Origin of the sequence: Streptomyces sp. NBC_01689, assembly GCF_036250675.1 — a bacterium.
Taxonomy (GTDB): Bacteria; Actinomycetota; Actinomycetes; order Streptomycetales; family Streptomycetaceae; genus Streptomyces.
Genome location: NZ_CP109592.1, coordinates 3,446,455 through 3,466,583, shown reverse-complemented (window position 1 = coordinate 3,466,583; position 20,129 = coordinate 3,446,455). Strand labels below are relative to the sequence as shown.

The following is a 20,129-nucleotide window of genomic DNA, read 5'->3' as shown; positions in this document are numbered from 1 at the left end:
CCCGCGCGTGTGCCCGTGCCCTCGTCCGTGCCCAAGTCCCCGGACGCCGTCCGGCCCCGGCGGCGCATGGGAGCGCTCCGAGGGGTGCGTTCCGTCGCGTGCGCCCCCGCATGCACCGCTGCGCCCATTTCCGGCTGTCCTATGTCAAGTGAATCGCGTACTGGCGATCCGGAGTTCATTCGAAGGGGTGGCGAAAGGTGGCGTTTCACGGATCGCCATGGCTGGACGGGTGATCGTAGGATTACTTTGTGTGCACGAGTCCTGAGGACACATGCACTCGTGGGTATGCCGGGGGCAACTCGGGTTCCCGTTCGAAGGGTGAGAACCACCGGACGTGCGGCCGTATTTACCGGCATTCTGATAGGGCTTGGCGCACGCAGCGTACAAGTGGTCTCAGGGATGGGGGCGTTCCAGTGGGCGGCAACGGCGGAAGCGGTGTGAACGCTGACAAGCGCCCGAATGAGCTGTTGGGCTCGTGGTTCGTGCGCAGTGGCTGGTCGAAGGGCGAGCTGGCGCGTCAAGTGAACCGCAGGGCCCGTCAACTGGGGGCCAGTCACATCTCCACGGACACTTCACGTGTGCGCCGCTGGCTGGACGGGGAGAACCCGCGGGAGCCGATCCCGCGGATCCTGTCCGAGCTGTTCTCGGAGCGGTTCGGCTGTGTCGTCGCCGTCGAGGACCTCGGGCTGCGCGCCGCGCACCAGTCACCTTCCGTGTCGGGCGTCGACCTGCCCTGGACCGGCCCGCAGACCGTGGCTCTGATCAGCGAGTACTCGCGCAGCGACCTGATGCTCGCGCGCCGCGGCTTCCTGGGCAGCTCGCTGGCCCTGTCGGCCGGGCCGTCCCTCATCGAACCGATGCAGCGCTGGCTCGTGCCGACCCCCACGCCGCCCCCCGAGGAGCCCGAGCATCCGGCCGCCGCCCGCCGCGCCGGCCGGCTCTCCGCGCCGGAGCTGGAGCTCCTGGAGTCCACCACCGTGATGTTCCGCCAGTGGGACGCCCAGTGCGGCGGCGGTCTGCGGCGCAAGGCGGTCGTCGGCCAGCTGCACGAGGTGACCGACCTGCTCCAGGAGCCCCAGCCCGCGGTGACCAGCAGGCGTCTGTTCAAGGTCGCCGCCGAGCTGGCCGAGCTGGCGGGCTGGATGAGCTACGACGTGGGTCTCCAGCCCACCGCCCAGAAGTACTTCGTGCTCGCCCTGCACGCCTCCAAGGAGGCCGGTGACAAGCCGCTGGGCTCGTACATCCTCTCCAGCATGAGCCGCCAGATGATCCACCTCGGCCGGCCCGACGACGCGCTGGAGCTGATCCATCTCGCACAGTACGGGAGCCGGGACTGCGCGAGCCCGCGCACCCAGTCCATGCTGTATGCGATGGAGGCCCGCGCCTACGCCAACATGGGACAGCCGGGGAAGTGCAAGCGCGCCGTCCGGATGGCCGAGGACAGCTTCGAGGACGTCCACGACTGGGACGACCCCGATCCCGACTGGATCCGCTTCTTCTCGCGGGCCGAGCTGCACGGCGAGAACTCGCACTCCTACCGCGACCTCGCCTACGTCGCGGGCCGCAGTCCCGCCTACGCCTCACTGGCCGAACCCCTGATGCAGAAGGCCGTCGACCTCTTCGCCAAGGACACCGAGCACCAGCGCTCGTACGCGCTCAACCTCATCGGCATGGCCACCGTGCACCTGCTGCGGCGCGAGCCCGAACAGAGTGCGGTACTGGCCAAGGACGCGATGGCGGTCGCCAGGAAAGTGCGCTCGGAGCGCGTGAGCACTCGTATCCGAAAGACGGTCGACACGGCCGTCCGCGACTTCGGTGAGCTCGCGGAGGTCGTGGACCTCGCCGAGCAGCTCGCCGTGGACCTGCCGGAGACCGCCGAGGCGGTCTGATCCCGGGCCGCGCAAGCGGTCCGGCCCCAGTACCCCGGCCACGGCCGGTCGTCCCGAACTGCCCGACTCGGCTCCCCCATGCCAGGTCATCGGACGACCGACCGTGGCCGGTTTCTTCGTATCCGGGGAAGGTTGCGCAACAATAACGATCGCTCCGCCCGGTATCGGGCAGTTCATCCACGCGTAACACACGAGACGCCTTCGTCACTGCGGCGAAACATCGAGGGGCGTCGACGGAAACCGCGCTGCGTCAATCTCATGGCGCATAACCGGCCCACCCCTCATGACCGCTCAGGCTTCGCCCGCACGGGGCCGTACCAACGACGAGGAGACGCCGATGGCACCAGCCATCACGCTAGCCGCAGAAGCTCCCAAGCTCTCGGCCGCCAACACCGGGTTCATGCTCATCTGTTCCGCCCTGGTGCTGATCATGACCCCCGGCCTGGCCTTCTTCTACGGAGGCATGGTCCGGGTCAAGAGCACCCTGAACATGCTGATGATGAGCTTCATCAGCATGGGGATCATCACGATCCTGTGGGTCCTGTACGGCTTCTCCCTCGCCTTCGGCACGGACAAGGGCTCCTTCATCGGGTGGACCTCGGACTGGGTCGGTCTCAGTGACATCGGACTGACGCAGCTGTGGCCCGGTTACACCATCCCGGTCTTCGTCTTCATGGTCTTCCAGCTGATGTTCGCCATCATCACGCCCGCCCTGATAAGCGGTGCGCTGGCGGACCGGGTGAAGTTCACGGCCTGGTCGCTGTTCATCACCCTGTGGGCCACGGTCGTGTACTTCCCGGTCGCCCACTGGGTGTGGGGCACCGGCGGCTGGGCGTTCGACCTCGGGGTGATCGACTTCGCCGGCGGTACGGCCGTCCACATCAACGCGGGTGCCGCGGCGCTCGGCGTGATCCTGGTCATCGGCAAGCGCGTCGGCTTCAAGAAGGACCCGATGCGTCCGCACAGCCTCCCGCTGGTCATGCTCGGCTCCGGTCTGCTGTGGTTCGGCTGGTTCGGCTTCAACGCCGGCTCGTGGCTCGGCAACGACGACGGCGTCGGCGCGCTGATGTTCGTCAACACCCAGGTCGCCACCGCCGCCGCCATGCTGGCCTGGCTCATCTACGAGAAGATCCGCCACGGCGCGTTCACCACGCTGGGCGCCGCCTCCGGCGCGGTCGCCGGCCTGGTCGCCATCACCCCCTCCGGCGGCGCGGTCTCCCCGCTCGGCGCGATCGCCGTCGGCGCCATCGCCGGTGTGGTCTGCGCCATGGCCGTCGGCCTGAAGTACAAGCTCGGCTACGACGACTCCCTCGACGTGGTCGGCGTGCACCTCGTCGGCGGTGTCATCGGCTCCCTGCTGATCGGCTTCTTCGCCAGCGGCAAGGGCCAGTCCACCGTCGAAGGACTCTTCTACGGCGGCGGCCTCACCCAGTTCTGGAAGCAGTGCGCCGGCGTCTTCGCCGTCCTCGGCTACTCCCTCGTCGTCTCCGCGATCCTCGCCTTCCTCATCGACAGGACGATGGGCATGCGGGTGACCGAGGACGAGGAGATCGCCGGCATCGACCAGGCCGAGCACGCCGAGACCGCATACGACTTCAGCGGAGCGGGCGGCGGCATCGTCGGCGGCTCTGTCTCCGCCCTCGCGGGCACGCAGAGCAAGAAGGTGGACGCATGAAGCTCATCACCGCCGTCGTGAAGCCCCACCGGCTCGACGAGATCAAGGAAGCCCTGCAGGCCTTCGGCGTGCACGGCCTGACGGTCACCGAGGCCAGCGGCTACGGCCGCCAGCGCGGACACACCGAGGTCTACCGTGGTGCCGAGTACACCGTCGACCTGGTCCCCAAGATCCGCATAGAGGTGCTGGTCGAGGACGACGACGCCGAGCAGCTGATCGATGTCGTCGTGAAAGCGGCCCGCACGGGCAAGATCGGTGACGGCAAGGTCTGGTCCCTCCCCGTCGAGACGGCCGTCAGGGTCCGGACCGGCGAGCGCGGCCCCGACGCGCTCTGAGCTGAAGAAACGAACAGGAGTCGCTGGGTGACGAGTGCGGACAGGCGTACGGAAGCAGAGGACTCGGGACCCAGCGGCTACGCGGCGGCCCGGCTGCGCCTCCTCCAGGAGGGGGCGCGGTCCGGGCCGCCGCGCCGTACCGCCCTCGCCGAACTGACGGACGAATGGCTGACCGGCCTCTTCGGCGCGGGCACCCAGGACGGCGGGGACGGCAGGGAAGCGGGCGCGCGCCGGGAGGGCGGCCCACGCGGTGTCTCGCTCGTCGCCGTCGGCGGCTACGGACGCGGTGAACTCTCCCCCCGCAGCGACCTCGACCTGCTCCTCCTGCACGACGGCAGCGACTCCGGTGCGGTCGCCGCGCTCGCCGACCGCATCTGGTACCCCGTCTGGGACCTCGGTCTCGCGCTCGACCACTCGGTCCGCACCCCCGGCGAGGCCCGCAAGACGGCCGGCGACGACCTCAAGGTGCAGCTGGGACTGCTCGACGCCCGGCACATCGCCGGCGACCTCGGCCTCACGGCCGGACTGCGCACGGCCGTCCTCGCCGACTGGCGCAACCAGGCACCCAAACGGCTCCCCGAGCTCCAGGAGCTCTGCGCCGAACGCGCCGAACGCCAGGGCGAACTGCAGTACCTGCTCGAACCGGACCTCAAGGAGGCCCGCGGCGGCCTCCGCGACGCCACCGCCCTGCGCGCCGTCGCCGCCTCCTGGCTCGCCGACGCACCCCGCGAGGGCCTCGCCGAGGCCCGGCGCCGCCTGCTCGACGTACGCGACGCACTGCACCTGACCACCGGACGCGCCACCGACCGGCTCGCGCTCCAGGAACAGGACCAGGTCGCCGGGGAACTGGGACTGCTGGACGCCGACACCCTCCTGCGCCAGGTCTACGAGGCCGCCCGGGTCGTCTCGTACGCCGGCGACGTCACGTGGCGCGAGGTCGGGCGGGTCCTCAAGGCACGCTCCGTACGGCCCCGGCTGCGCGCCATGCTGGGCGGCGGCCCCAAACCCACCGCTGAACGCTCACCCCTCGCCGAGGGCGTCGTCGAGATGGACGGCGAGGTGGTGCTCGCCCGCGCGGCCCGGCCCGACCGCGACCCGGTGCTCCCGCTGCGCGCCGCGGCCGCCGCGGCGGAGTCGGGACTCCCGCTCTCCCTGCACGCCGTCCGCCGCATGGCCGCCGGCACCCGCCCGCTGCCCACCCCCTGGCCGGCCGAGGCACGGGAACAGCTCGTCACCCTGCTCGGCTCCGGACGCCCCACCGTCGAGGTCTGGGAGGCACTGGAGGCCGAGGGCCTGATCACCCGGATGCTGCCCGACTGGGAGCGGGTCCGCTGCCGGCCGCAGCGCAACGCCGTCCACATCTGGACCGTCGACCGCCACCTCATCGAGACGGCCGTCCGCGCCTCCGCACTGACCCGCCGGGTGGGCCGCCCCGACCTCCTCCTCGTCGCCGCCCTGCTGCACGACATCGGCAAGGGCTGGCCCGGTGACCACTCCGTCGCGGGCGAGATCATCGCCCGCGACGTGGCCACCCGGATCGGCTTCGACCGCGCCGACGTGGCCGTGCTCGCCACCCTCGTACGCCACCACCTGCTGCTCGTCGACACCGCGACCCGGCGGGACCTGGAGGACCCGGCGACCGTCCGCGCCGTCGCCGACGCCGTCGGCTCGCAGGGCACCCTCGAACTGCTGCACGCGCTCACCGAGGCCGACGCCCTGGCCACCGGGCCCGCCGCCTGGTCCTCCTGGCGCGGCTCCCTCGTCACGGACCTGGTCAAACGCGTCGCCGCCGTCCTCGCGGGCGACGCCCCCGACGAGCCCGAGACCCTCGCTCCCACCGCCGAGCAGGAACGCCTCGCGATCGAGGCCTTCCGCACCGGCGGTCCGGTCCTCGCCCTGCGTGCCCAGACCGAGCCGCCCACCGAGGAGAAACCCGCCGACGACCCGGAACCCCTCGGCGTCGAACTGCTGATCGCCGTCCCCGACCAGCCCGGGGTCCTGCCCGCGGTGGCCGGCGTCCTCGCCATGCACCGGCTGACCGTCCGCACCGCCGAGCTGCGCGCGCTCGACCTGCCCGACGGCGTCCGGGGCTCGGTCCTGCTGCTCAACTGGCGGGTCGCCGCCGAGTACGGCTCCCTCCCGCAGGCCGCCCGGCTCCGCGCCGACCTCGTCCGCGCCCTGGACGGCTCCCTGGACATCGCCGGCCGGCTCGCCGAACGCGACGCCGCCTACCCGCGCCGCCGCGGCACCGTCGCGCCGCCGCCCCGGGTCACGGTCGCCCCGGCGGCCTCCCGGCACGCGACGGTCATCGAGGTCCGCGCGCACGACGCCCCCGGCCTGCTGCACCGCATCGGCCGCGCCCTGGAGGACGCGCGCGTACGGGTGCGCAGCATGCACGTCTCCACCCTCGGCGCCAACGCCGTGGACGCCTTCTACGTGACCGGCTCCGAGGGGGCACCCCTGCCGGGGGAGGAGGCGGCTTCCGTGGCCCGTGGGCTGGAGGAGATGCTGCGGGGATGACCGGGACCGAGGCCGCTGCCGGTCTCGTACGAACGCGGTGGAGACCCCACCGCACCCGGCCGGATACCCTGGAGGGCGATTCCCATCGCCCCCGACCCCTGAGGACAGACGAGCGCCGTGTTCGATACTCTCTCCGATCGCCTCTCAGCGACGTTCAAGAACCTGCGGGGCAAGGGCCGGCTGTCCGAAGCTGACATCGACGCCACCGCACGCGAGATCCGTATCGCGCTCCTCGAGGCCGACGTGGCCCTGCCGGTCGTGCGGACCTTCATCAAGAACGTCAAGGAACGTGCTCTCGGCGCCGAGGTCTCCAAGGCGCTGAACCCGGCCCAGCAGGTCCTGAAGATCGTGAACGAGGAACTCGTCACGATCCTCGGCGGCGAGACCCGCCGCCTGCGGTTCGCCAAGAACCCGCCCACCGTGCTCATGCTCGCCGGTCTGCAGGGTGCCGGTAAGACCACGCTCGCCGGAAAGCTCGGCAAGTGGCTCAAGGACCAGGGGCACTCCCCGCTCCTCGTCGCCGCCGACCTCCAGCGCCCGAACGCCGTGAACCAGCTCAGCGTCGTCGCCGAGCGCGCGGGTGTGGCGGTCTACGCGCCCGAGCCGGGCAACGGTGTCGGTGACCCGGTCAAGGTCGCCAAGGACTCCATGGAGTTCGCGAGGACCAAGGTCCACGACATCGTGATCGTGGACACCGCCGGCCGCCTCGGCATCGACCAGGAACTGATGCAGCAGGCCGCGGACATCCGTGACGCGGTCAGCCCCGACGAGATCCTCTTCGTCGTCGACGCGATGATCGGCCAGGACGCGGTCAACACCGCCGAGGCCTTCCGTGACGGCGTCGGCTTCGACGGCGTGGTGCTCTCCAAGCTCGACGGTGACGCCCGCGGTGGCGCCGCCCTGTCGATCGCGTCGGTCACCGGCAAGCCGATCATGTTCGCCTCGAACGGCGAGAAGCTCGACGACTTCGACGCCTTCCACCCGGACCGGATGGCTTCCCGCATCCTCGACATGGGTGACCTGCTCACCCTGATCGAGCAGGCGGAGAAGACGTTCAGCCAGGAAGAGGCCGAGAAGATGGCCTCCAAGCTGGCGTCCAAGAAGGGCCAGGACTTCACCCTGGACGACTTCCTGGCCCAGATGGAGCAGGTCAGGAAGATGGGCAGCATCAGCAAGCTGCTCGGCATGCTGCCCGGCATGGGCCAGATCAAGGACCAGATCAACAACCTCGACGAGCGCGACGTCGACCGCACGGCCGCCATCATCAAGTCGATGACCCCGGCCGAGCGCCAGGAGCCGACGATCATCAACGGCTCGCGCCGCGCCCGTATCGCCAAGGGTTCCGGCGTCGAGGTCAGCGCGGTCAAGGGTCTGGTCGAGCGCTTCTTCGAGGCCCGCAAGATGATGTCGCGCATGGCCCAGGGCGGCGGCATGCCGGGCATGCCCGGGATCCCCGGCATGGGCGGCGGCCCCGGCCGCACCAAGAAGAAGGTCAAGCAGGCCAAGGGCAAGCAGCGCTCCGGCAACCCGATGAAGCGCAGGCAGCAGGAGGAGGAGGCCGCGGCGCGCCGCGAGGCCGGCGGCCAGCCCGGCGGCGCCTTCGGGCTGCCGGCCGGCCAGCAGGGCCAGGACTTCGAGCTGCCGGACGAGTTCAAGAAGTTCATGGGCTGACCTCGCCGACCTCCCCGTCCCGTACGGCACCGGGGGCGCCCCTCACCACAGGGGCGCCCCCGGCGCCGTTCCCGCGGCCGGGGCGGCCCACCCCGGCTTCCTGCGCGTGCTGGCACGCATCACGTGGCGTAACGTCCTGATATGAGCAACCCCGTGCCGCCGCGCAAGGACCCTGACCAGCCGTGGCGTACCGAGGGCACGCCACCCGAGCCGAACCCGCCGCCCTCCGGACGACGGAAGATGCCCGGTGGCTGGATAGGCCTGGCGGTCGCCGCTCTGATCGTGTTCGTGATCGCCGTCCTGGCGCTCTCCTTCTTCAACCAGGGCAACGAGCCGACGATCTCGTACACGGAGTTCAGCAGGCAGATCGACGGGGGCAACGTCACCAAGATCTACTCCAAGGGCGACGCGATCCAGGGCGAACTCAGGACCGCCCGGGACAAGCCGGACGGCGGCGGGAAGTACACCAAGTTCAAGACACAGCGCCCGTCCTTCGCCGACGACAAGCTCTGGCAGAACCTGGAGAAGCGCGGCGTCACGGTCACCGCCTCGCCCGTGGTCCAGCAGCGCAGCCTGCTCTCCAACCTGCTGCTCTCCCTCGCCCCGATCCTGGTCCTGGTCGTGCTGTGGTTCTTCGTCGCGAAACGGCTGCGGCCGGGGATGGGCGGCCCGGGCGGCATGCTCGGCCGCAAGGCGCCCCCGAAACCCGTCGAACTGCAGCCCGGCGCCCAGCGCACGACCTTCGCGGACGTGGCGGGCATCGACGAGGTCGCGGGCGAGCTCAACGACGTGGTGGACTTCCTGAAGAACCCGGACGCCTACCGCAGGATGGGCGCCAAGATGCCGCGCGGCGTACTCCTCGCGGGCCCACCCGGCACCGGAAAGACCCTGCTCGCACGCGCCGTCGCGGGAGAGGCAGGGGTGCCGTTCTTCTCGGCCTCGGCATCGGAGTTCATCGAGATGATCGTCGGCGTGGGCGCCTCGCGCGTCCGGGAGCTCTTCGCCGAGGCCCGCAAGGTCGCCCCCTCGATCATCTTCATCGACGAGATCGACACCATCGGACGGGCCCGCGCCGGAGGCTCGGCGATGAGCGGCCACGACGAGCGTGAGCAGACTCTGAACCAGATCCTCACCGAGATGGACGGCTTCTCCGGCGCGGAGGGCGTCATCGTCATCGCCGCGACCAACCGCGCCGACATCCTGGACCCGGCGCTGACCCGGCCCGGCCGCTTCGACCGGGTCGTCAACGTCTCGCCCCCCGACCGCGGCGGCCGCGAGGCGATCCTGGAGATCCACACCCGCGAGATCCCGCTCTCCCCGGACGTGGACCTGGCCCAGGTGGCGCGGACCACCCCGGGCATGACGGGCGCGGATCTGGCCAATCTCGCCAACGAGGCCGCACTGCTCGCGGTCAAGCGGAAACAGGAGCGGGTGACCCGCACCGATCTCTCCGAAGCGCTGGAAAAGGTGCAGCTGGGCGCGGAACGCCCGCTCGTCATGCCCTACGAGGAGCGCCGCCGCACGGCCTACCACGAGAGCGGCCACGCCCTGCTCGGCATGTTGCGGCCGGGTGCCGACCCGGTCCGTAAGATCACCATCGTCCCGCGCGGGCGCGCGCTCGGCGTCACGCTCTCCACCCCTGACGCCGACCGCTACGCGTACACCGAGGAGTACCTGCGCGGCCGGATCATCGGCGCCCTGGGCGGCATGGCTGCCGAACACGTCGTCTACGGAGTCGTCACCACCGGCTCCGAGAACGACCTCGAACAGGTCACCAACATCGTCCGGGGCATGGTCGCCCGGTGGGGGATGACCGAACGCGTCGGCAGGCTCTCCGCCCTCCCGGGCGACGCCCAGCAGGCCTACGGTCTCGCCGCCGCACCGGCGACCCTCGACTCCATCGACCACGAGATGCGGCGCATCGTCGACGAGTGCTACGAGGAGGCCTGCCAGAACCTCCGCGACCACCGCGACCAGCTGGACGCCCTGGCGGAGGCGCTCCTCGCCAACGAGACGCTGGAGGAGGCGGACGCGTACCGGATCGCGGGCATCACCCGGATCCGGAAGGAGGACTGAGCCGCACGCGGACGGGGGAGGAGGACCCGACCCCGCACCCGCACCCGGACGCGGAAGCACGACCGACCCCGCCGCGCCCGGGCGGCGCCGGACCTCCCGGCCTACCTCGTCCGGGCGATCAGATACCGGAAGACGTTCGGCATCCACACCGTCCCGTCCCGCCGGCGGTGCGGGTGCAGCGCCTCGGTGAGTTCCTTGTCGACCTGGACCTCGTCCGTCGCGGCCACCGCCGCGTCCAGCAGCCCGGTCGACAGCAGCCCCCGTACCGCGCTCTCCACGTCCGCGTAGCCGAAGGGGCACGCGACCCGTCCCGAACCGTCGAGCCCGAGCCCGGCCCGCGCGGCGATCTCCTCCAGATCGTCCCGCCGGGCGGCCCGCCAGCCGCCGCCGCGCACCGGTTCGGCCAGTCTGCCGACCGCCCGCAGCACGGCGGACGTCGCGCAGCGCTCCGGCGGCCCCCACCCCACGAGCACCACGGCCGCGCCCCGCCGGGCGAGCGGAACGGCCTCCCGCAGGAGTTCGACGAGCCCGTCGGAGTCCCACGTCACCCCTCCGACCGGCTCGAACGCGGTCACCAGGTCGTACCCGGGCGCTTCGGTGCCCGCCAGGTCCGCGGGCGAACCCCACACGATCCGGGCGTCGCCGCGCGCGGGCGCGCCGTGCCCCTCGGGCAGCAGCCGTTCCCGCGCGAGCCGCACCCGTTCGGGTGAGGAGTCGTCGACCCCGGTCACCGCCGCGCCCCGCGCGGCCGCCGTCAGCAGGGCCAGCCCGGAACCGCAGCCGAGGCCGAGCAGCCGTGTCCCGCCGCCCACCTCCAGTCGCTCGTGGACGGCCTCGTGGAGCGGCACCAGCATCCGCTCCTGGATCTCGGCCCAGTCACGCGCGCGTACCCGCGGGTCCACCCGGGACGCAGGTCCCGCGTGCTGCAGGTGTTGCCGCACGAGCGTAGGTGTCATCGAAAGCGCCCCAATCCGCCGAGAGTTGATGCCGTGCCCCGTTCCCCCGACCCCCGCGCCGTGCGCGCGCACTTCCCCCGTATGTCAGATAACTCCCCACTCGTCGCGGCGTCCAGGGGTTGCGGCGCGCCGCTTGCGCGCCGTCCGCGCGCGGCACGAGAATTCACGTCCCGGCAACGTGTGCCCGTACCATCGCGCCATGGCTAAGGCACCTGTTCTCACGCCCCAGGCGGACGACTTCCCGCGCTGGTACCAGGACCTGATCAACAAGGCCGAGCTGGCCGACAACGGCCCGGTGCGCGGCACCATGATCATCCGCCCGTACGGATACGGGCTGTGGGAACGGATGCAGCAGGAGATGGACGCCCGCATCAAGGCGGCCGGAGCCCAGAACGCCTACTTCCCGCTCTTCATCCCGCAGTCGTACCTGACGAAGGAGGCCGAGCACGTCGAGGGCTTCGCCCCCGAGCTCGCGGTCGTCACGCACGGCGGCGGCAAGGAGCTGGAGGAGCCGGTCGTCGTCCGCCCCACCTCCGAGACGATCATCAACGCCTCGTTCTCCAAGTGGGTGCAGAGCTACCGCGACCTGCCGCTGCTGATCAACCAGTGGGCGAACGTGGTCCGTTGGGAGATGCGCCCGCGTGTGTTCCTGCGCACCACCGAGTTCCTGTGGCAGGAGGGCCACACCGCCCACGCCACCTACGAGGACGCCCGGGACTACGCCGCGTACATCCACAAGGAGGTGTACGAGGACTTCATGGTGAACGTCCTCGGCATCGACGTGCTGCTCGGCCGCAAGACCCCCCGCGAGCGGTTCGCCGGCGCCGTCAACACCCTCACCCTCGAAGGCATGATGGGCGACGGCAAGGCCCTCCAGATGGGCACCAGCCACGAACTCGGCCAGAACTTCGCGAGGGCCTTCAACACCCAGTACCTCTCCAGGGACGGCCGGCAGGAACTCGTCTGGCAGACCTCCTGGGGCTCCTCGACCCGCATGGTCGGTGGCCTGATCATGTCGCACGGCGACGACAGCGGACTGCGGGTCCCGCCACGCCTCGCCCCCGTCCAGGCCGTCGTCCTCGCGATCAAGGACGACGAGGCGGTTCTGGCCAAGGTCCGCGAGATCGGCGACCGGCTCTCCGCGGCCGGGGTACGCGTCCAGGTGGACGACCGCACCGACACCCCCTTCGGACGGCGCGCCGTCGACTGGGAGCTCAAGGGCGTCCCGGTGCGCATCGAGGTCGGACCCCGTGACCTGGAGAACGGCACCGCGATGCTGGCCCGCCGCATCCGCGGGGGCAAGGAGCCGGTCGCCCTCGACGCGCTGGCGGGACTGCTGCCCGGAGTCCTCGACGAGGACCAGGCGCTGCTCCTGGAGCAGTCGCGCGCCCGCCGCGCGTCCCGGACCTCGGACGTGTCGACGGTCGAGCAGGCCGTCGAGGCCGCCACGGCCGGCGGCTGGGCCCGCATCCCGTGGGCCGACCTCGGCGAAGAGGGCGAGGCCAGGCTCGCCGAGCACTCCGTGACCGTACGGTGTCTGATCGCCGAGGACGGGTCGGTGCCCGGCAGTGATGACGCACCCGGTAACGTCGCCGTCGTCGCGCGCGCCTACTGAGCCGCTCCCGAGGGCGGCCGAAACCCCTCTTGCGCACCTGATGACGACAGGTGCCCCGGCGTGCGGACAGCGTCTACGCGCCGGGGCGTACGCGTGGCTACGTACCGGCTTGGTGCGAGCTGTGAGGCTTCTCCGCAGATCAGCGCACCCGCCCTCGTCAGGACACATCAGCGGCAACTGACGGGTACGTGCAAATTATTTGGGATGCCCCGGAATAGGAACACACGGGGCCCCCGGCTCGTTGTCACGACGTGAGCACGACACCACCTGTTCTTGCCGCAGAGCTGGCAGGGGCGTGGGCCGACATTCAGCGGCACCACCCCGAGCTGCCCGATCTGGCCGCGCCCGAGTCCCTGATCGGAGAATCGTCGTCCGCCTGCGGGCACGAACTCTCCTTCGAACGCCTGTTGCACGAGGCAGTCCATGGCATCGCCGCCTCCCGCGGAGTCCGCGACACCTCACGCGCCGGCCGCTACCACAACCGCAGATTCCTCGCGATCGCCGAGGAGCTGGGCCTCGACCACCCCGAGGAACCGCATCCCAGCAGCGGGTTCTCGCTCGTCACCCTCAATCCCGAGGCCAAGCGCCGCTACCGCCCGACCATCGAACGGCTGCAGCGCGCCCTCAAGGCGCACACCGCCGCGACCGCCGCCGACACGGCCCGCTCGTTCCGGGGCCCCGCCGCCCGGCACGGTTCCTCCGGAGGAGGCGTCCGCGTCAAGGCGGTCTGCGACTGCGGCCGCAACGTACGGGTCGTCCCGTCCGTCCTGGCCCAGGCGCCCATCATGTGCGGGGGGTGCGGCAAACCCTTCCGGATCCCGGAGGTGGTCGGGGCGGCCGCGAGCTGAGAGGACGGCTGCTCGTGGCAGCCGTACTCGGCCGCACCGCCCGGTGAGCGCCGCGCGAACCGCCGGCGCCCGGGACCGGCGCCGGGCGCCGGTCAGCCATGGGCCCGCCCGTACGGCCGGTGAGGTGAACCTCCGGGGTGTGGCACAATGTCTAGCTGTACTCGACAGTCGCACAGGACCCCTCTCTCCTCCGGCTGACGCGTCCATCGGGCACTCGGGTACCGCAACCCCACGCGGCCGACCCGCCGTGCCCACCACGTCAAGACCAGGAGACACCACTTCCGTGGCAGTCAAGATCAAGCTGAAGCGTCTGGGCAAGATCCGTTCGCCTCACTACCGCATCGTCGTCGCCGACTCCCGTACCCGCCGTGACGGCCGGGCCATCGAGGAGATCGGCCTGTACCACCCGGTGCAGAACCCCTCGCGCATCGAGGTCGACACCGACCGCGCGCAGTACTGGCTGAGTGTCGGCGCCCAGCCGACCGAGCCCGTCCTCGCCATCCTGAAGCTGACGGGCGACTGGCAGAAGTTCAAGGGTCTGCCCGCCCCCGCTCCGCTGCTCGTCGCCGAGCCGAAGGCGTCGCGCCCGCTGTTCGACGCCCTGGGCGGCGACGACGAGGGCAAGGGTGAGGCCATCACCCAGAAGAAGAAGGCTGAGAAGAAGGACGAGGCCGCCGCCGAGTCCGCGTCGACCGAGGCCTGAGCATGCTCGAGGAGGCTCTCGAGCACCTCGTGAAGGGCATCGTCGACAACCCCGACGACGTGCAGGTCGCCTCCCGCGACCTGCGCCGCGGGCGCGTACTCGAGGTCCGGGTCCACCCCGACGACCTCGGCAAGGTGATCGGCCGCAACGGCCGCACCGCACGCGCTCTGCGCACGGTCGTCGGCGCCATCGGCGGCCGCGGTGTCCGCGTCGACCTCGTCGACGTGGACCACGTCCGCTGACGCAACAGGCAGCACCGGCTCGGGCCGGGGAGGGCCATCAGGCCCGCCCCGGCCCGTAGTCGTCTGCGTAGCAGTACCGCAGGCACACGACAGGAGATCAAGCACAGTGCAGCTGGTAGTCGCTCGCGTCGGCCGCGCCCACGGCATCAAGGGCGAGGTCACCGTCGAGGTACGCACCGACGAACCGGAGCTCAGGCTCGCCCCCGGCGCCGTCCTGGCCACCGACCCCGCCTCCACCGGCCCGCTGACCATCGAGACGGGCCGCGTGCACAGCGGCCGTCTGCTCCTGCGTTTCGAGGGCGTGCGCGACCGCAACGCCGCCGAGGCGCTGCGCAACACCCTGCTCATCGCCGAGGTCGACCCGGACGAGAAGCCCGAGGACCCCGACGAGTACTACGACCACCAGCTGATGGACCTCGACGTGGTCACCAAGGACGGCGACGAGGTCGGACGGATCACCGAGATCTCCCACCTGCCCTCACAGGACCTGTTCGTCGTCGAGCGGCCGGACGGCACCGAGGTCCTGATCCCCTTCGTCGAGGAGATCGTCGTCGACATCGACCTGGACGAGCAGCGGGCCGTCATCGACCCCCCGCCCGGCCTGATCGACGACCGCGCCGAGATCGCCTCCTCCCGGGACTCCGAAGGGGACTCCACGGCGGACTCGGCCGGGGAAGAGGCGTAATGCGGCTCGACGTCGTCACGATCTTCCCCGAGTACCTCGACCCCCTCGACGTCTCACTCGTCGGAAAGGCCCGCGCGCGCGGACAGCTCGACGTCCACGTCCACGACCTGAGGCAGTGGACGTACGACCGCCACAACACCGTCGACGACACCCCCTACGGCGGCGGCCCCGGCATGGTCATGAAGACCGACCCCTGGGGCGAGGCCCTCGACACCGTGCTGGCCGACGGCTACGAGGGCGGCGCGCACCGCCCCGCCCTCGTCGTCCCCACACCCAGCGGACGCCCCTTCACCCAGGCACTCGCCGTCGAACTCTCCGAACGCCCCTGGCTGGTCTTCACCCCCGCCCGCTACGAGGGCATCGACCGCCGCGTCATCGACGAGTACGCCACCCGCATGCCCGTCCACGAGGTGTCCATCGGCGACTACGTCCTCGCCGGCGGCGAAGCGGCCGTCCTCGTCGTCACCGAGGCCGTCGCACGCCTGCTGCCCGGCGTCCTGGGCAACGCCGAGTCCCACCGCGACGACTCCTTCGCCCCCGGCGCCATGGCCAACCTCCTCGAAGGCCCCGTCTACACCAAGCCCCCCGAGTGGCGCGGCCGGGAGATCCCCGACGTGCTCCTCAGCGGTCACCACGGCAAGATCGCCCGCTGGCGGCGCGACGAGGCCCTGCGCCGCACCGCGGCCAACCGCCCCGACCTCATCGAGCGCTGCGAGGCGTCCCTCTTCGACAAGAAGGACCGCGAGATGCTCTCGATCCTGGGATGGCAGCCGGATCCCGACGGCCGATTTTGGCGCAGGCCCCAGGCCGTGGAACAATAGGCCGCTGCTCTACGTCGTCCGGCGTGCGCCCCTGCCACAGGGGGACACGACGCCCGCCCCGACGCGGCAGCACTCTCCTGAAAACCCTTCTCCCGTCGATGACCTGTGGCATCGGCGAAGAAAGCAGATCCCATGTCTCACCTGCTCGACACCGTCGACAGCGCCTCGCTGCGCACCGACATCCCGGCCTTCCGCCCGGGTGACACCGTCAACGTCCACGTGCGCGTCATCGAGGGCAACCGCTCCCGTGTGCAGCAGTTCAAGGGTGTTGTCATCCGCCGCCAGGGCGCCGGTGTCCGCGAGACCTTCACGGTCCGCAAGGTCTCCTTCTCGGTCGGCGTCGAGCGCACCTTCCCGGTGCACACCCCGATCGTCGAGAAGATCGAGCTCGTCACCCGCGGTGACGTGCGTCGCGCGAAGCTCTACTACCTCCGTGACCTGCGCGGCAAGGCCGCGAAGATCAAGGAGAAGCGCGACAACTGAGCTCGCCCGGAGGCTCATACGGACGCCGGATAACATCTGGCTCCGATGAACACCGAAGCACGGCACACGGAGCGCGACCGCTCCTCCCACCCCGCCGGGTCCGAAGAGGACCCGGACACCCAGGGGCCGGAGGGACGGTCGCGTTCCGCGTTGCTGGACCGGCTCGCGGAATGGCTCCCCGGCGGACGGATCACCCTGACCGCCCTCGTCTGCCTGCTCTTCCTGATCGTCCTCAGCACCTTCGTGACGCAGCCGTTCGAGATTCCCAGCAGCTCGATGGAGCCCGGATTGAGGATCGGCGACCGCGTTCTCGTAAATAAGTTGGCGTACCGTTTCGGTGCCGAGCCGCAGCGGGGAGACATCGTCGTGTTCGACGGCACCGGCTACTTCGGGAACGCCGACTACGTGAAACGCGTCGTCGGTGTGGGGGGAGACCACGTGGTCTGCTGCGACAAGGAGGGGAGGCTCGAGGTGAACGGCCGTCCGGTCGACGAGTCGACGTTTCTGTATCCGGGGGACAGCCCGTCGGGGGTGCCCTTCGACGTCGTCGTGCCCGCCGGTCGCCTGTTCCTCCTCGGCGACCACCGCAGCGACTCCAGCGACTCCAGGGACCACCTGGGGTCCCCCGGGGGCGGCATGATCCCCGTCGGCGACGTCATCGGCCGGGCCGACTTGATCGTCTGGCCCTCGGACGACTGGACCCGGCTGAAGCGCCCCGGCGCCTACGCGCGCGTACCGGCCGCGGACGGTGCCCATGGGTAACCGCGGAAGGCCGCGCGGACTCCCCGAGAACGCGGCCGCCAACCTGCTCCCCACCGGGACACGGCGCGCCTCCGGCGGCGCGGTGCGCCCCGGCCGCGCCGAGCGCCGCAAACTCCAGCGCAAGGTGAAGCGACGACGCCGGCGCTCGGCCGTCAAGGAGATCCCGCTCCTCGTCGGCGTCGCCGTGCTCATAGCCCTCGTCCTCAAGACCTTCCTCGTCCAGGCCTTCGTCATCCCGTCGGGCTCCATGGAGAGCACGATCCAGATCGGCGACCGGGTGCTCGTGGACAAGTTCACGCCATGGTTCGGCTCCACACCGCAGCGCGGTGACGTCGTCGTCTTCAAGGACCCCGGTGACTGGCTCGAGGGCGAGAAGACCGCCAAGAAGAACGACCCCGTCGTCATCAAGCAGATCAAGGAGGGGCTGACCCAGATCGGTCTTCTGCCCTCCGACAACGACAAGGACCTGATCAAGCGGGTCGTCGCGGTCGGCGGCGACACCGTCAAGTGCTGCGACACCCAGGGGCGCGTCACGGTCAACGGCATGCCCCTCGACGAGCCGTACATCCACGCCGACAACAAGCCCTCGGACTTCCCCTTCGAGGAGACCGTCCCCAAGGGCCGCCTCTGGGTCATGGGCGACCACCGGGCCAACTCGGCCGACTCCAGGTACCACCGCAAGGAGAAGTACGGCGGTACCGTCTCCGAGAAGTCCGTCGTCGGCAGAGCCATGGTCATCGCCTGGCCCTTCGGGCACTGGAGTCGCCTGAAGGAGCCGGACACGTACGCGTCGGTGCCGAGCGGGTCGGCCACGGCCATGGGACCGTCGCATAGGGTGGCGTCCGCGGATCTCAATGGATTGATCCCGCTCCCGAGCCCTGCGGAACTCCCGCTCGTTATGGGAGTGGTGGGCCTGCGCCGGATCCGGGGCAGGCAGCGGCACGGAGTGAGGAGTGGATGTGGGGGATTTGGCGGTCGGCGCACGATCCGGACACGATGGCCCCGAGGAACAGCCGGAGCGAACCGACGGATCGGCCACCCCGGCCACGAACGAGGGCGTCGGTCCCGGGAGTGACTCCGGGGACGGCGGCGGTACGAAGGAGCACGGCGAGCAGGACGAGAAGCCCAAGAATCCGCGTTCCTTCTGGAAGGAACTGCCGCTCCTCATCGGTATCGCACTGGTCCTCGCGCTGCTGATCAAGACGTTCCTGGTGCAGGCGTTCTCGATCCCCTCGGACTCGATGCAGAACACCCTCCAGCAGGGCGACCGCGTACTGGTCGACAAGCTCACGCCGTGGTTCGGCTCGGAGCCCTCGCGCGGCGAGGTCGTCGTCTTCCACGACCCCGACAACTGGCTGGCGGGCGAGCCGACGCCCAACCCGAACGCCGTGCAGCAGGTCCTCAGCAAGATCGGCCTGATGCCCTCCGCGGACGAGAAGGACCTCATCAAGCGGGTCATCGGCGTCGCCGGCGACACCGTCGAGTGCCAGAACTCGGGCCCGCTGACGGTCAACGGCAAGGCCCTCAACGAGACGTACGTGTACGCCGGGAACACGCCGTGCAGCGTCGACGACCAGGGCGGCCAGTTCAAGGTGACGGTACCCCCGGGCAAAATCTGGGTCATGGGTGACCACCGCCAGAACTCGCTGGACTCCCGCTACCACCAGCAGGACAAGTACCAGGGCTTCGTGCCCGTGGGCAACGTCGTGGGCCGCGCCATCGTGATCGCCTGGCCGCCCACCCGCTGGAACACGCTGCCGATCCCCGACACCTTCGACCAGAACCTCAGCGCGGCCGCACCGGGCGCCCTGGGACTGGCCGGCGCGGTGCCGCTGGTGCTGTGGCGCAGGCGCCGCCTTACCCCCGGAAACCCCAGGGTTTCTGGGCGGGGTACCGCCGGGTAGGGTGCCGTCCCAGATCGCCGATCTTCCGCGGCCCGTACCCAGGACCGCGGGGTCGATTCTCCGAGTCGGGGGAGCACTGGGATGAGCAGGACGTCAGGACGTACGGACGAGGGCCGCGGACGGCTCGGCAGCGTGCTGTCGGGACTGGCCGTGGCCCTCGGCTGTGTGCTCTTCCTGGGCGGCTTCGCCTGGGGAGCGGTCGTCTACCAGCCGTACACCGTGCCGACCGAGTCGATGGTGCCGACCATCAAGGTGGGCGACCGCATCCTGGCGGAGCGGATAGACGGCAACGACGTCAAACGCGGCGACGTCATCGTCTTCAAGCAGAAGAGCTGGGGCGACATGCTGATCGTCAAGCGGGTCGTCGCGGTCGGCGGCGACACCGTCGCCTGCTGCACGAACGGCAAGCTGACGGTCAACGACAAGAAGATCGACGAACCGTATCTCCCCAAGGGCCAGGCCGCCGAGACGAACCGCATCCCGACCGTCGAGGTCCCCGAGGGACGCCTCTTCCTGCTCGGTGACGAGCGCACCGGCTCACTGGACTCGACCGCGCACCTCACCGAGGCCTTCAACGGCACGGTGTCGCGTGCCGCGGTGAAGGGCCGCGTCGACGCCGTCGCCTGGCCCATGAAGGGCATGCTCAAGCGCCCCACGGGCTTCGAGACGGTCGGCGGGATCTCGACGCCGGGTCCCCTGCGGCTCATCCTGACCGCCGTCGTCGCCGGTGCGGTCCTCGTCCTCGGCGGGGCGGCCTACGGCCCGGTCGCGGGGAGGCTGGGACGGCGGCGCGGGCAGCGGCGGACGGAGCCGGTCGGTGTCGGCTGAGCGGGCCGCGGACACCGTCCCCGGCACGGACCCGGGCGACGCGGACCCGGGCACCAGCAGGGGTGACGCGGACCCGGGCACCGGCCCCGGCCGCGCGGCCCCGGCCGACGACCCGG

Annotated in this window: 18 protein-coding genes; 17 read left to right on the top strand and 1 reads right to left on the bottom strand. The window is 70.7% G+C overall.

All coding sequences use genetic code 11. The features are described from left to right. The first annotated feature begins 413 nt into the window (after window positions 1-413). The 6 genes from nsdA to ftsH all read left to right on the top strand — a co-directional run bounded on the left by nsdA (window position 414) and on the right by ftsH (window position 10,166). Window positions 414-1,889 (top strand): transcriptional repressor NsdA, encoded by a 1,476-nt coding sequence (gene nsdA, locus OG776_RS14515; protein ID WP_148010669.1) that lies wholly within the window; start codon window positions 414-416, stop codon window positions 1,887-1,889. A gap of 337 nt (window positions 1,890-2,226) precedes the next feature. Further along, window positions 2,227-3,564, top strand: a complete 1,338-nt coding sequence (locus OG776_RS14510) for an ammonium transporter (protein WP_148010670.1) — start codon at window positions 2,227-2,229, stop codon at window positions 3,562-3,564. Continuing rightward, the gene (locus tag OG776_RS14505; RefSeq protein WP_007493361.1) at window positions 3,561-3,899 is read left to right on the top strand and encodes a P-II family nitrogen regulator; all 339 of its coding nucleotides are present in this window, start codon (window positions 3,561-3,563) and stop codon (window positions 3,897-3,899) included. Before OG776_RS14510 ends, OG776_RS14505 begins: the two co-directional genes overlap by 4 nt. Window positions 3,900-3,926: 27 nt before the next feature. Then, window positions 3,927-6,419: a [protein-PII] uridylyltransferase gene (locus OG776_RS14500; protein WP_148010671.1), complete on the top strand. Its 2,493-nt coding sequence runs from the start codon at window positions 3,927-3,929 to the stop codon at window positions 6,417-6,419. Between the two features lie 117 nt (window positions 6,420-6,536). Next, a complete protein-coding gene (gene ffh, locus OG776_RS14495; RefSeq protein WP_148010672.1) occupies window positions 6,537-8,090 on the top strand; it encodes a signal recognition particle protein in 1,554 nt (517 codons plus the stop codon). Window positions 8,091-8,231: 141 nt separating this feature from the next. Continuing rightward, window positions 8,232-10,166: an ATP-dependent zinc metalloprotease FtsH gene (ftsH, locus tag OG776_RS14490; RefSeq protein ID WP_329320997.1), complete on the top strand. Its 1,935-nt coding sequence runs from the start codon at window positions 8,232-8,234 to the stop codon at window positions 10,164-10,166. 101 nt (window positions 10,167-10,267) lie between these two features. Here the strand turns inward: ftsH and OG776_RS14485 are convergent, their stop codons facing one another. Then, entirely contained in the window at window positions 10,268-11,122 is an 855-nt protein-coding gene (locus OG776_RS14485; protein WP_148010674.1) for an SAM-dependent methyltransferase, read from the bottom strand. 199 nt (window positions 11,123-11,321) lie between these two features. Here OG776_RS14485 and proS point away from each other — a divergent pair, with 199 nt between their 5' ends. The 11 genes from proS (at window position 11,322) to lepB (OG776_RS14430) (ending at window position 20,013) form a co-directional block, all read left to right on the top strand. Then, a complete protein-coding gene (proS, locus tag OG776_RS14480; RefSeq protein ID WP_329320994.1) occupies window positions 11,322-12,737 on the top strand; it encodes a proline--tRNA ligase in 1,416 nt (471 codons plus the stop codon). A gap of 251 nt (window positions 12,738-12,988) precedes the next feature. Continuing rightward, the gene (locus tag OG776_RS14475) at window positions 12,989-13,585 is read left to right on the top strand and encodes a hypothetical protein (protein WP_148010676.1); all 597 of its coding nucleotides are present in this window, start codon (window positions 12,989-12,991) and stop codon (window positions 13,583-13,585) included. 283 nt (window positions 13,586-13,868) lie between these two features. Continuing rightward, window positions 13,869-14,288, top strand: a complete 420-nt coding sequence (gene rpsP / locus OG776_RS14470) for a 30S ribosomal protein S16 (RefSeq protein ID WP_148010677.1) — start codon at window positions 13,869-13,871, stop codon at window positions 14,286-14,288. A 2-nt stretch (window positions 14,289-14,290) separates the two neighbouring features. Continuing rightward, the gene (locus OG776_RS14465) at window positions 14,291-14,530 is read left to right on the top strand and encodes an RNA-binding protein (RefSeq protein WP_005479813.1); all 240 of its coding nucleotides are present in this window, start codon (window positions 14,291-14,293) and stop codon (window positions 14,528-14,530) included. A 106-nt stretch (window positions 14,531-14,636) separates the two neighbouring features. Beyond that, window positions 14,637-15,215, top strand: coding sequence for a ribosome maturation factor RimM (gene rimM / locus OG776_RS14460; protein WP_148010678.1), 579 nt, complete (start codon window positions 14,637-14,639; stop codon window positions 15,213-15,215). Continuing rightward, entirely contained in the window at window positions 15,215-16,036 is an 822-nt protein-coding gene (gene trmD / locus OG776_RS14455) for a tRNA (guanosine(37)-N1)-methyltransferase TrmD (protein WP_148010679.1), read from the top strand. Before rimM ends, trmD begins: the two co-directional genes overlap by 1 nt. Window positions 16,037-16,168: 132 nt before the next feature. Then, a complete protein-coding gene (rplS, locus tag OG776_RS14450) occupies window positions 16,169-16,519 on the top strand; it encodes a 50S ribosomal protein L19 (RefSeq protein ID WP_148010680.1) in 351 nt (116 codons plus the stop codon). A 45-nt stretch (window positions 16,520-16,564) separates the two neighbouring features. Next, on the top strand, window positions 16,565-17,281 hold the full coding sequence (gene lepB / locus OG776_RS14445) for a signal peptidase I (RefSeq protein WP_148010681.1): 717 nt from the start codon (window positions 16,565-16,567) through the stop codon (window positions 17,279-17,281). Continuing rightward, the gene (gene lepB / locus OG776_RS14440) at window positions 17,274-18,356 is read left to right on the top strand and encodes a signal peptidase I (RefSeq protein WP_148010682.1); all 1,083 of its coding nucleotides are present in this window, start codon (window positions 17,274-17,276) and stop codon (window positions 18,354-18,356) included. The genes lepB (OG776_RS14445) and lepB (OG776_RS14440) overlap by 8 nt, the downstream gene beginning before the upstream one ends. Continuing rightward, on the top strand, window positions 18,241-19,185 hold the full coding sequence (gene lepB, locus OG776_RS14435; RefSeq protein WP_148010683.1) for a signal peptidase I: 945 nt from the start codon (window positions 18,241-18,243) through the stop codon (window positions 19,183-19,185). The genes lepB (OG776_RS14440) and lepB (OG776_RS14435) overlap by 116 nt, the downstream gene beginning before the upstream one ends. Before the next feature lie 81 nt (window positions 19,186-19,266). Continuing rightward, window positions 19,267-20,013, top strand: coding sequence for a signal peptidase I (gene lepB / locus OG776_RS14430; protein WP_148010684.1), 747 nt, complete (start codon window positions 19,267-19,269; stop codon window positions 20,011-20,013). Window positions 20,014-20,129: the final 116 nt, after the last annotated feature.